Raw genomic sequence first — 11,700 nt, 5'->3', positions numbered from 1 at the left:
TGAGGTTAAGAAAGATGCCGAAGCTATTTTCCTATTAGGAGATTTATTCGATTTTTGGTTTGAGTATAAACATGCCGTGCCTAAGGGATTTGTACGTGTTTTAGGAAAGCTAGCCGAAATTAGAGATGCAGGTATCCCTATTTATTTCTTTGTAGGAAATCATGATTTATGGATGCGCGATTACTTTCAAAAAGAATTAAACATACCTGTTTTTCATCATCCTAAAGAATTTACGTTTAATAATAAAACCTTTTTAATAGGTCATGGCGATGGTCTTGGTCCTGGCGACAAAGGTTATAAGCGTATGAAAAAAGTGTTTACCAACAAATTCTTTCAATGGTGTTACCGTTGGTTGCATCCAGATATTGGTATTCCTATAGCCAAACACCTTTCAGTAAAAAACAAGTTGATTAGTGGTGATGAAGATGCTAAATTTTTAGGCGAAGAGAATGAGTGGTTGGTGCAATATGCAAAGCGCAAACTGGAGCAGAAACATTACGATTACTTTGTTTTTGGACATCGTCATTTACCTATGGAAATTAAAGTCGGTAATAACTCAAAATACATCAACCTTGGTGATTGGATTTCATATTATACTTATGGGAAGTTTGATGGGGAAACTATGTGCTTAAACACATTTAAAGAGTAAGACGCTTATTAGATAATGTTATAGGATATTTATTTTGTCAAGACATGTAAATACTCCACAACACTATTTGCTTTGTGGTTTCTATTCTCTGTCTTATCTGCTTTAAAGCGATTGTATTTTGTAGTTGCTAAACCATACCTACCATAGCGCTCTAAAATCTCACGAAGCTGTTCTGGCGGTAGTAAGCCTTCGTTGTTATAACTTAAGAAGATGTGTTTAAAATCTGCATTTTTTATGAGTTCCTCAAAAGCTTCTGCAACTTTGGGTTTACTGGAATAATTACTTTTATTATACTTTGGCAAACCAGTTTTTCCTTTTGGTGTAAATGGTTTATAGTTTGCTATCGTATTCAATAAATGATAGTTGGCACCATACTGCCTAGCATTGTAAGGTGGATCCAGATATAAAATATCACCACTTATGTCATTTATTAACTGATTAGCATCTTTTTGAAACACCAAATTATCTTGATTGGTTTCAGCAAATTCAGCTGGCTTTAGTTCTAGCTTTTTTTGAGCTGAAGTTTTTAGTTTCTTTAAATATGCACCATAAACCGATGCGGTATTAGCAACCTTATCGGCGCTTTCTAAAAGACTTGCCAAGAGGAAAAAATAGACATCATCTGAAATTTTTTCAGCAGTTTTCCAAGCTTCAATTTGTTGGCGAATGGCATCAATCTTTTTCCCGTTTTCAGCTGAAAAATAGAGTCGGTTTGCTGTTCCGCCTTCAGCATAATTTTGATAAATAAAGCCTTCAACACCTTTAACACCTCTTAATTGTTCTAAAAGTTTAAAGCTATCAATAGCTCTTGAATTGCCAATATAGTTGCGATTTAACACGAAACTATAAAACTCCAAATCGTTTGAAATGACTTGTTTTACTTTCGGCTTAAAATAATGTCCCACAGTTCCTGTTCCTGCAAACAAGTCGCAAAACACAAATTCTGAAATGTCATTTCCGCAGACATTTAAAATTGTTTTTTCTAAAAAAGGAAGTAAGCTTTGTTTAGAGCCAATGTAGTTCATTAGGCGTTTAGGTCTTTAAGTTTTAATTGCAAACTTACGTTACCATTCCATTCATTTTCATCAATACTGTAAACAATATCAAAAGTTTTTCTATCTGTTGTAAGCTCACATTTATTGCCTAGGTTAAAACCAATGGCACCAATGCCACGTTTATCGCTTTTTGGCACATTGTTAGGTTGCACTGCAAGTTTTAAATGAGCATTATCTTGTCCAACACATTTTCCATAACCTGTATCGCGTACATTTTTGGTCATAAATGTTGGATGCATATTTCCTGGCCCAAATGGAGCAAACTGTTTAAGTATTCTAAAAAATTTAGGGGTAATATCTGCTAAATCTAGTTCTGAGTCTATATTAATTTCTGGAGTTAAGAGACGCTCATCAATAGTTTCAGAGACTACTTTTTCAAATTCAGCTTTAAAGTTTTCGTAATCTTTTTCTAGTAAGGTTAAGCCTGCTGCATATTTATGGCCACCAAATTGTTCTATATGTTTAGAGCAGGCTTCTAAGGCATTATAAACATCAAATCCTTTAACACTGCGTGCACTGGCAGCAAGCTTTTCTCCACTTTTAGTGAATACTAGCGTAGGCCTGTAATAAGTTTCAGTTAGTCTAGATGCTACTATACCAATAACACCTTTATGCCAACTTTCATGATAAACAACTGTGGTTTTACAATCTTTTTCTGAATTATCATTTATTTGAAGTAGTGCTTCCTCTGTAATACTTTTATCTGCCTCACGCCTGTCTTTATTAAAGGTCTCTATTTCCTGAGCGTACTTTGCAGCTAGGTTAATGTCTGTTTCGGTTAGAAGGGTAACGGCATGATTTCCATGTTTCATTCTTCCTGCAGCATTAATACGCGGCGCTATAATAAAAACAACATCTGTAATTGTTAAAGTTTCTTTTTTAACCTGTTTTATAATGGCATAAAACCCCATTCTAGGTGCTGTATTTATAATGTGCAACCCATGGTAGGCTAAAATTCTATTTTCTCCAGTCATTGGTACAATATCTGCTCCAATGGCTGTAGCTACCAAGTCTAAATAACCTAAAAGGTCATTTATTGTTCCGCCAGATTGTTCATTAATAGCTTGTATGAGCTTAAAGCCAACACCGCAACCACAAAGTTCTTTATAAGGATAATTACAATCGTCTCTTTTAGGATCTAACACTGCTATAGCATCTGGAATCTGTTTGCCTGGCCTGTGGTGATCACAAATAATAAAATCTACTCCCTTTTCTTTTGCATAGGCAACTTTGTCAATCGCTTTTATACCACAATCTAAAGCTATAATTAATGTAATGTCATTATCTGCTGCAAAGTCTATCCCTTTATATGATACTCCATAACCTTCATCATACCTATCTGGAATGTATGTAGCAACATTAGGTGTTTTTGTTTTAAGAAAAGAGCTCATTAATGCAACACTTGTTGTGCCATCTACATCATAATCGCCGTAAACTAAAATATTTTCAGACTCTTTAATAGCTTTTTCAATACGTGTAACCGCAACATTCATATCCTTCAATAAGAATGGGTTATGGAGCTCACTTAGAGATGGTCTAAAGAAAGATTTAGCCTCGTCATAATTTGTAATACCACGTTGTACTAACAATGCGGCTATATTTTCTGGAACCGATAAGGCTGCAGACAGAGCTGTTACTTTTGTATAATCTGGTTTTGGTTTTAACGTCCAACGCATAAAAGAGAGGAAAATCTGTTAGGCAAAGTACTTAAAAATTACTTAACTTTTCAGAAAATTGAAGATATGAAATATGTATATGTAATACTCTTAGTATTATGTTGTTTAGGTTGTAAGAGTACAAAAGTGGCACCAGAAACATCAACTTATGAAGGTGTTTTAAAGGTGCAAGGTATTACAACCTACCAATATGGAACTCATACGTTGACTAATGAAAATGATGTATATGCATTAACCAGCGATACGATTATTTTAGATGATTTTGACAGTGAATATGTTGAGATTACTGCTAAACGTGTAGATGGCTATCCTGTAGAAAATGGTCCTATTTACTTAAACGTTAAGACGATAAAAATAAAAAACCAATAACATTAATATATTATAAACTAAACTCAAAATAATTAAGATATGCCATTAGTTACACCATTAGATGCTTCTCACGATAAGGAAACTGCTGAGCTTGCAGAGTTTTTTAATGAGACTTTGGGCTTTTGTCCAAACTCAGTATTAACTATGCAACGCAGACCTGCTATTTCAAAAGCATTTATTAATCTTAATAAAGCGGTAATGGCAAATGAGGGTCGTGTAACTTCTTCTTTAAAGCGTATGATTGCTTGGGTAAGTAGTAATGCTACTGGTTGTCGTTATTGTCAAGCGCATGCTATAAGAGCTGCAGAACGCTATGGCGCTGAGCAAGAGCAACTGGATAATATATGGGAATACAGAACACATAGTGCTTTTAGCGACGCAGAACGTGCTGCTTTAGATTTTTCATTGGCTGCTAGCCAAGTACCAAATGCTGTAGATGCTGATATCCAAAAACGATTACACGAGCATTGGGACGAAGGTGAAATTGTAGAAATGTTAGGTGTTATTTCTCTCTTTGGATATCTTAATAGGTGGAATGATAGTATGGGAACAACGCTTGAAGGTGATGCGATTGAAAGTGGTAACCAATATTTAGGGAAGCACGGTTTTGAGGTAGGGAAACACGTTTAAAATTCAAACTTAAGCTGTACTGCTATTTCTTTTTTTAGTGATGGTTTTGCTTTAGGATGGTCTTCTGTATTAAGGTTAGATAGTGAAATGCCGAGCAACCTTACGCTATTTTTCATGTCATCTTGGTACAGAAGTTCTTTTGCAGTTTCAAGTATAACTTCTTTTTTTCGTAAATAATACGGCAATGTTTTACTTCTTGTTTGTAGAGTGAAATCGCTATATTTAATTTTTAGTGTTACCGTCTTGCCAGCCACATTACTCTTTTCTAAACGGCGTTCAATCTCTTCAGCAATATGCTCAAGACGTTCCATCATAAAAAGCTCAGATGTTATATTTTCAGAAAAGGTACGTTCTGCACCTAAAGACTTACGAGTGCGATGAGGTTTAACTTCACTGTTGTGTATACCTCTTACGATGTGATAATAGTATGTGCCACTTTTTCCAAAATGCTCTTCAAGATATTCGAGTGATTTAGATTTAAGATCGTTACCTGTAAAGATGCCATGGAGGTACATTTTTTCAGCGGTTACTTTACCTATACCGTAAAACTTTCTAATGTCCAGGGTTTCTAAAAAGGGTATAACCTCTTCGGGATTTATGGTTTTTTGACCATTTGGTTTATTAATGTCACTTGCAACCTTAGCAATAAATTTATTTATAGAGATACCAGCAGAAGCATTTAAACCAGTTTTTGCTTTTATTTTTTCTCGAATTTCTTTTGCTATTAATGTAGCACTTGGATTACCTTTTTTATTCTCTGTTACATCTAAGTAGGCTTCATCTAGTGAAAGCGGCTCGACCTTATCTGTATATTCATAAAAAATTTCCCGAATTTGCTGAGAACACTCCTTATAACGAGCAAAATTTGTTTTCACAAAAATTAATTCTGGGCAAAGACGTTGAGCTTGAGCGCCACTCATTGCACTGCGCACACCAAACACTCTTGCTTCGTAGCTTGCTGCGCTCACCACGCCACGCTTGCCGCCACCGCCAACAGCTATTGGTTTTCCTCTTAAATCTGGATTATCGAGCTGCTCTACGGAGGCGTAAAATGCATCCATATCTACGTGTATGATTTTTCTTTCAAAAAAATGCTTACTCATACGGTAAATTTAATATCTTTATTACGAGAAAAGAAACTACCACTTAGTTCATTTGTGATGGGTAAATAATGTTTAAAACTATTATTCATTTCACAAATTTTGCCCCCTATTTTTTAGAAACGAATAAAGATAAAAGTAATAGCATATGTCTAAAACAGCCATAGTGTTAGGTGCAACAGGATTGGTAGGTCATCATTTGTTGGAAGAAATACTTCAAGATGAATCTTATGAAAAGGTTACTCTTTTCTCAAGATCTCCTATAAAAAAAACACATCCTAAAATAGAAGAGCACCTTATAGATTTATTCAATTTGGAGGATTACTGCAACCAATTCAAAGCAAATGATGTTTTTTGCTGTATTGGTACTACAAAATCTAAATCCCCAGATAAAAAAATGTACAAGAAAGTAGATTATGGTATTCCAATAGATGCAGCAAAACTTTCAGGCCTCAATAATATAGAAAAGCTTTTGGTGGTATCTGCAATGGGAGCTAATCGTAAAAGCAAAGTCTTTTATAATAGAGTAAAAGGACAAATGGAACGAGATGTCCAATTTTACAATAGTAATGAAACATACATTTTTAAACCATCGTTAATTGGCGGAAAACGAAACGAGTCTCGAGTGGGAGAGACAATTGCAAAAGCTTTCTTTTCTGTACTTAATCCAATCTTACCAAAAAAAATTAGATCAATTCATCCTCAGGATATTGCAAAAGCAATGATGCACGTTGCAAAAACAGGATACAACTCAAGTAAGATACCTTCAGATGAAATTCGTATGTTAGCGAAATAATGATTGAAATAGAACGAAAATTCCTGGTAACCTCCGCAGATTTTATAACTGAAAAATCTAACAGTTATACTATTAAACAAGGCTTTCTTAATACACATCCTGAAAGAACAGTGCGTGTGAGAATTAAAGATAAGAGTGCATTTTTAACCATTAAAGGGAAGCCAAATGCATCTCATAGGAGTCGTTTTGAATGGGAAAAGCAAATTACAGTTGCTGAAGCTGAAAATCTTTTAAAGCTATGTGAAAGAGGCGTGATTGATAAAACTCGGTATGAAGTACAATCTGACTCACATACTTTCGAAATAGATGTGTTTGAAGGAGATAATAAGGGACTTACTATAGCAGAAGTAGAACTTTCTGAAGAAAATGAAACATTCTTAAAACCAGACTGGCTAGGAGAAGAAGTTACAGGAGATACCAAATATTATAATTCCCAATTAAGTAAAACCCCATTTAATACTTGGATAAATGATTAAAAACCTACTCCTTATTGCAATTACTATGTGTTTACTTTTTTCTTGTGATACAAACAAAACAAAAAGTAACACCACAGAGATCATAGAGGACCTGCAAATAAAAGAACAAACCACAAGCTATTTGGTAGATAGCCTTACGGCTCGTGGATTTGAAACATTTCCTTATAAAGACGAAAAAACTGGAGATACAATAGTAATGCAAAAGTATTTTATTGCTTTTTTAAACAGAGGAGAGCAAAGGGAACAACCCAAAGAAGTAGCAGATAGTTTGCAAACGTTACATATGGCGCATTTAGGAAAGATGTACGATTTAGGTTTTGCAGATATATCTGGACCATTTGGAGACGATGGCGATATGAGAGGCATAACTATTTATAATGTACCTACAAAAGACATAGCAGATAGCTTAGCCAATAGTGATCCAATGGTAAAAGCAGGAAGATTATCTGTTATAGTGAAACCATGGTGGGCAGCTAAGGGCTTTGGTTTGCGTTAAGTAGTGATTACCTTAAATAAAGACACATACTTTTATAGTCTATAACTGCTTTTCCTTTTTTTAAAACATCTGCTCCAATAATGCCATCAACTGGTTCTGCATCGTGTGCTAATAGAGCGCTGTTAACATGAGTCATATCAAATAAAACCAAGGAAAGTTTTTTATATGCCCATTTTCCTATGGCTATTTTATTTTTAGACGAAAGCTGTGTGAGCATATCGGTTGCTCCAGCACCAGCAGCTTTAACATTACTATCTTCGGCTAAAAGTTGAAAGCGTTCAACTGCCTCAAAACCAACGCAAGAGCTAGATGCACCTGTATCTAAAATAAATGTTCCTTCAGTTGAGTTAATTGTAGCTTTTAATTCTAAGTGATTTGTTGCCGTGCGTATAAGCTTTATGCGTTTATACCCTTTTTTTAAAAGAAGCTGTCTTAAGGTCATAGGCTGCAAATGTCGTTAAAATCTAAATTCCTATTTCAAAAATAGGGATTTTAAATACTTACTTTTGCAGTATGATTTTAACAGATACGCATACCCATTTATATAGTGAGTCTTTTAATGAAGACAGAAATGCCATGGTGCAACGAGCTTTAGATAATAACATAACCCGTTTTTTTATACCAGCGATAGATTCTACGTATACAAAAGCAATGTATTCATTAGAAAAAGACTTTCCTAGCCATGTACATTTAATGATGGGCTTACACCCAACACATGTAAAGGAAAATTTTAAAGAAGAATTAGCACACGTAACACAACAATTTGATGAACGGGACTTTATTGCTGTAGGTGAAATAGGAATCGATTTATATTGGGATAAAAGCACGCTTGGTATGCAACAAGAAGCATTTAGAGCTCAAATACAACTTGCTAAATCTAAAAATTTACCAATCGTTATACATTGCAGAGATGCTTTCGATGAGGTTTTTGAAATTCTTGAAAGCGAAAAAGACGAGAGTCTATATGGTATTTTTCATTGCTTTACAGGAACACAAGAACAAGCACAGCAAGCAATTGGATATAATATGAAATTAGGAATTGGCGGTGTTGTAACTTTTAAAAACGGAGGTTTAGATAAATATTTAGCAAATATCCCGTTAAAACATATAGTATTAGAGACAGATGCACCATATTTAGCACCTACACCTTATAGAGGAAAAAGAAACGAAAGTAGTTACCTTATTAATATAGCAGAAAAGTTAGCAGACATATATAATTTAACTGTAGCTGAAATTGCTGAAGTAACTACAGAGAACTCAAAAGACGTATTTGGAATATGAAAAAGGGAGCAAACATTTTATTAATATACACTGGTGGTACAATAGGTATGATCAAGGACTTCGAGACTGGAGCTCTTAAAGCATTCAATTTCGATGAGCTTTTACAAAACATACCAGAACTTAAGCTTTTAGAACACACCATTGATACGGTAACTTTTGAAGAACCTATAGATTCCTCGAACATGAACCCTAAATATTGGGTTGATATGGCAGAAATTATTGAAAACAATTATGATAATTACGATGGATTTGTTGTGTTACACGGTAGTGATACCATGTCGTATTCTGCATCAGCATTAAGTTTTATGTTTGAGAATCTGGCAAAACCAATAATATTTACAGGATCACAGTTGCCAATTGGAGATTTAAGAACAGATGCCAAAGAAAACCTTATTACGAGTATACAAATTGCAGGATTACAAAAAAACGGTAAGCCTGTAATAGCAGAGGTAGGCCTGTATTTTGAATATAAACTATATAGAGGAAACAGAACCACTAAGATTAATGCAGAACATTTTGAAGCATTTGCTTCCTTAAACTACCCAGAATTAGTTGAAAGTGGTGTTCACCTTAAAGTTAACCATACTGCTTTAAAAATCCCTAACCGTCGAAAAAAACTTATATTACACACAGATTTAGACGATAACATCATTGTTATAAAACTTTTTCCTGGTGTAAATCAGAAAATATTAGAACAAATATTAAATATTGAAAATCTTAAAGGTATTATTTTCGAAACCTATGGAAGTGGTAATGCAACCTCAAGCAATTGGTTTATAGATCTAGTTAAAAAAACCATTAAAAGAGGTGTCGTTATTATTAATGTTACACAATGTAGTGGTGGTAGCGTTGCAATGGGACAATACGAAACCAGTGTTGCATTAAAAAAAATAGGCGTTATTTCTGGAGAAGATATGACTACAGAGTCTGCGGTTGCTAAACTAATGTTTTTATTAGGTAAGAATTTAGCGCCAAATGTCTTTAAGACTATATTTGAAACTTCATTACGTGGAGAAATATCCTAAAATTGGTTTAAAATTATGCCAAATCCTTTATGGTGCGCTTATTTTTTCGTTATTTGGCGCACCATTTAGGAAACAAAGATTGTATAGAGAGGTGGCCGAGTGGTCGAAGGCGCACGCCTGGAAAGTGTGTATACGCCAAAAGCGTATCGAGGGTTCGAATCCCTTCCTCTCTGCTAAAACTGTAATTTTAACACCTATTAATGGTAAATAAACGAGAATAACACCGATTATATTTAATCATATTCAATTACGTTTTTAAACAACTAATATTTTTTTATCTTTAACCCTTTAACTAATTAAATTAAGACAATAACAATGAAAAGATTATTTTCAATTTTGGCGATTGCGTCATTAATGGTTTTCAGCACAATTAATGCAAACGCAACAACAGACGCAACAGCGTTAACAACAGCAGTAGTCGCGCAAGAAGACGCAGCTGACGATGCAGTAGAGGAGTCTGCTAGCTTCCATCAAGAATTAAAGAAACGTTTTATAGAAGGAGGTCCTGAGTTTATGGGGATTGTACTTTTATGTTTGATTTTAGGTTTGGCTATCGCCATTGAAAGAATCATCTTCTTAAATCTTTCTACAACTAACACTAAGAAATTAGCTCAAGATGTAGAAGATGCATTAAATAGCGGTGGAGTTGAAGCTGCTAAAGAAGTATGTAGAAACACAAAAGGTCCAGTAGCATCTATCTACTACCAAGGTCTTGATCGCGCAGACGAAAGTATCGAAGCTGCAGAGAAAGCAGTTGTAGCTTACGGTGGTGTGCAAATGGGACAATTAGAAAAGAATGTATCTTGGATCTCTTTATTTATCGCTTTGGCACCAATGCTTGGTTTCATGGGTACGGTAATAGGTATGATTCAAGCCTTCGATAAAATTGAAGCAGCTGGTGATATGCAACCTTCTCTTGTAGCAGGTGGTATTAAAGTAGCACTTTTAACAACTGTATTTGGTCTTATTGTGGCTATTATCCTTCAGATTTTTTACAATTATATTATTGCAAAAATTGACAGTATCGTTAACGATATGGAAGATGCATCAATCACATTGATTGATATGCTTGTAGCATACAAAAAGAGAAAGTAATAACTTTTAAAAGACCAAATTAATTATGGCTTTACATAAAATATTAAAATTAGTAGCCCTGTTGTTGGGTGTAGTCGCTCTAGTTATGGGTATTTGGCTATTCTCAACAGGAAACCAAAGTTTGGTGCAACCCTTAATGTATATTGCTTATGCAGTATTCTTGTTAACGGTATTGTTTGTAGTCATCTTTGTTTTAAAAGGCTTATTTTCTGGAAATATAAAAAATACATTAATTACTGTTGGCGCATTTTTAGCTGTAGTAGTTGTAGCTTATCTTATTTCTAATGGTGTAGAAACGCCAATGAAAGACGGTGAAATGCTATCTGCTAGTGGTTCTAAATGGGTTGGTACAGGATTGTATACTTTCTATTTCCTAGCAATTATAGCAATTGGCACAATGATTGTGACTGGTGCTAAGAAAATCTTTAAGTAATTATGGCAAAACGATCAGCACCAGAAGTTAATGCAGGAAGTATGGCTGATATTGCCTTCTTACTTCTTATTTTCTTCCTAGTAACAACAACAATTGAGACGGATAGTGGTATTTCTCGTAAATTACCTCCTATCCAACCAGAAGAACAAGATCCACCACCACTTAAAGAAAAGAACATTTTTATTGTTATTGTAAACAGTAATAATGACCTTTTAGTGGAGGATTCACCAATGGAGCTTGAAGACCTTCGTGAAGCTGCTGTTACCTTTTTGGATAACGGTGGAGGACAAGGTCCAGAAGCTTGTACATATTGTAGAGGTGCAAAAGATCCTGCATCGTCAGATAACCCTAATAAAGCTGTAATATCTTTACAGAATGATGCGTTAACTGAGTATGGAACTTATATTGCAGTACAAAATGAGTTGGTTGCAGCTTATAACGAACTTCGTAATCGAGAAGCTCAGCGTTTATTTAACGTTAGCTTTATCGAGATGGAAGATGCCTATAAAGATGCAAACTACAATGGTGATAAAGAAAAGCTTAAAGAACGTATCCAGCAAATTAAGGATATGTATCCAGAAAAGCTTTCTGAAGCAGAACCAAAGAAACGAGGTTAATA

The 11,700-nt window shown here is 34.7% G+C and carries 15 protein-coding genes and 1 tRNA gene; 12 read left to right on the top strand and 4 right to left on the bottom strand.

Annotated features, from left to right (window positions below):
* Window positions 1-649: UDP-2,3-diacylglucosamine diphosphatase (locus CL818_RS08550; RefSeq protein WP_286972677.1), on the top strand; the 649-nt coding region annotated here is incomplete at its 5' end.
* A gap of 29 nt (window positions 650-678) precedes the next feature.
* Here CL818_RS08550 and CL818_RS08545 read toward each other — a convergent pair.
* Complete coding sequence (locus CL818_RS08545; protein ID WP_272972917.1) at window positions 679-1,674, bottom strand: DNA adenine methylase; 996 nt, start codon at window positions 1,672-1,674, stop codon at window positions 679-681.
* Window positions 1,674-3,380 (bottom strand): single-stranded-DNA-specific exonuclease RecJ, encoded by a 1,707-nt coding sequence (recJ, locus tag CL818_RS08540; RefSeq protein WP_272972918.1) that lies wholly within the window; start codon window positions 3,378-3,380, stop codon window positions 1,674-1,676. The genes CL818_RS08545 and recJ overlap by 1 nt, the downstream gene beginning before the upstream one ends.
* A 66-nt stretch (window positions 3,381-3,446) precedes the next feature.
* On the opposite strand from recJ, the gene CL818_RS08535 reads away from it, so the two are divergent.
* Both CL818_RS08535 and CL818_RS08530 read left to right on the top strand, forming a co-directional pair.
* Entirely contained in the window at window positions 3,447-3,749 is a 303-nt protein-coding gene (locus CL818_RS08535) for a hypothetical protein (protein ID WP_013186330.1), read from the top strand.
* A gap of 39 nt (window positions 3,750-3,788) precedes the next feature.
* The gene (locus tag CL818_RS08530; protein ID WP_013186329.1) at window positions 3,789-4,379 is read left to right on the top strand and encodes a carboxymuconolactone decarboxylase family protein; all 591 of its coding nucleotides are present in this window, start codon (window positions 3,789-3,791) and stop codon (window positions 4,377-4,379) included.
* Here CL818_RS08530 and dinB read toward each other — a convergent pair.
* Window positions 4,376-5,482 carry a DNA polymerase IV gene (gene dinB / locus CL818_RS08525; RefSeq protein WP_272972919.1) on the bottom strand — a complete coding sequence of 369 codons (1,107 nt, stop codon included), beginning with the start codon at window positions 5,480-5,482 and terminating at the stop codon, window positions 4,376-4,378. The genes CL818_RS08530 and dinB overlap by 4 nt on opposite strands.
* Before the next feature lie 145 nt (window positions 5,483-5,627).
* On the opposite strand from dinB, the gene CL818_RS08520 reads away from it, so the two are divergent.
* Genes CL818_RS08520 through CL818_RS08510 form a run of 3 tightly spaced genes read left to right on the top strand, consistent with a single transcriptional unit; the run spans window position 5,628 to window position 7,247 of the window.
* Entirely contained in the window at window positions 5,628-6,275 is a 648-nt protein-coding gene (locus CL818_RS08520) for an NAD(P)H-binding protein (protein ID WP_272972920.1), read from the top strand.
* A complete protein-coding gene (locus tag CL818_RS08515) occupies window positions 6,275-6,751 on the top strand; it encodes a CYTH domain-containing protein (protein ID WP_272972921.1) in 477 nt (158 codons plus the stop codon). Before CL818_RS08520 ends, CL818_RS08515 begins: the two co-directional genes overlap by 1 nt.
* Window positions 6,744-7,247: a YciI family protein gene (locus CL818_RS08510; protein WP_272972922.1), complete on the top strand. Its 504-nt coding sequence runs from the start codon at window positions 6,744-6,746 to the stop codon at window positions 7,245-7,247. Before CL818_RS08515 ends, CL818_RS08510 begins: the two co-directional genes overlap by 8 nt.
* Window positions 7,248-7,254: 7 nt before the next feature.
* On the opposite strand, the gene CL818_RS08505 is transcribed toward CL818_RS08510, so the two are convergent.
* Window positions 7,255-7,689, bottom strand: a complete 435-nt coding sequence (locus CL818_RS08505) for a retropepsin-like aspartic protease (RefSeq protein ID WP_272972923.1) — start codon at window positions 7,687-7,689, stop codon at window positions 7,255-7,257.
* Window positions 7,690-7,760: 71 nt separating this feature from the next.
* Between CL818_RS08505 and CL818_RS08500 the strand changes: the two genes are divergently transcribed.
* From CL818_RS08500 to CL818_RS08475, 6 genes are all read left to right on the top strand, one after another.
* On the top strand, window positions 7,761-8,528 hold the full coding sequence (locus tag CL818_RS08500) for a TatD family hydrolase (protein WP_272972924.1): 768 nt from the start codon (window positions 7,761-7,763) through the stop codon (window positions 8,526-8,528).
* On the top strand, window positions 8,525-9,553 hold the full coding sequence (locus CL818_RS08495; RefSeq protein ID WP_013186322.1) for an asparaginase: 1,029 nt from the start codon (window positions 8,525-8,527) through the stop codon (window positions 9,551-9,553). The genes CL818_RS08500 and CL818_RS08495 overlap by 4 nt, the downstream gene beginning before the upstream one ends.
* Before the next feature lie 85 nt (window positions 9,554-9,638).
* Window positions 9,639-9,726: transfer RNA gene (locus CL818_RS08490), tRNA-Ser, on the top strand.
* 142 nt (window positions 9,727-9,868) lie between these two features.
* Window positions 9,869-10,648: a MotA/TolQ/ExbB proton channel family protein gene (locus tag CL818_RS08485; protein WP_041240873.1), complete on the top strand. Its 780-nt coding sequence runs from the start codon at window positions 9,869-9,871 to the stop codon at window positions 10,646-10,648.
* Window positions 10,649-10,673: 25 nt separating this feature from the next.
* On the top strand, window positions 10,674-11,081 hold the full coding sequence (locus CL818_RS08480; protein ID WP_041240871.1) for a hypothetical protein: 408 nt from the start codon (window positions 10,674-10,676) through the stop codon (window positions 11,079-11,081).
* 2 nt (window positions 11,082-11,083) lie between these two features.
* Window positions 11,084-11,698 carry an ExbD/TolR family protein gene (locus CL818_RS08475; protein ID WP_013186319.1) on the top strand — a complete coding sequence of 205 codons (615 nt, stop codon included), beginning with the start codon at window positions 11,084-11,086 and terminating at the stop codon, window positions 11,696-11,698.
* Window positions 11,699-11,700 lie beyond the last annotated feature (2 nt).

Origin of the sequence: Croceibacter sp. (assembly GCF_002716225.1) — a bacterium.
Taxonomy (GTDB): domain Bacteria; phylum Bacteroidota; class Bacteroidia; order Flavobacteriales; family Flavobacteriaceae; genus Croceibacter; species Croceibacter atlanticus.
Note: the sequence above shows the minus strand (reverse complement) of the source record. Positions and strands in the feature narration are given on the sequence as shown.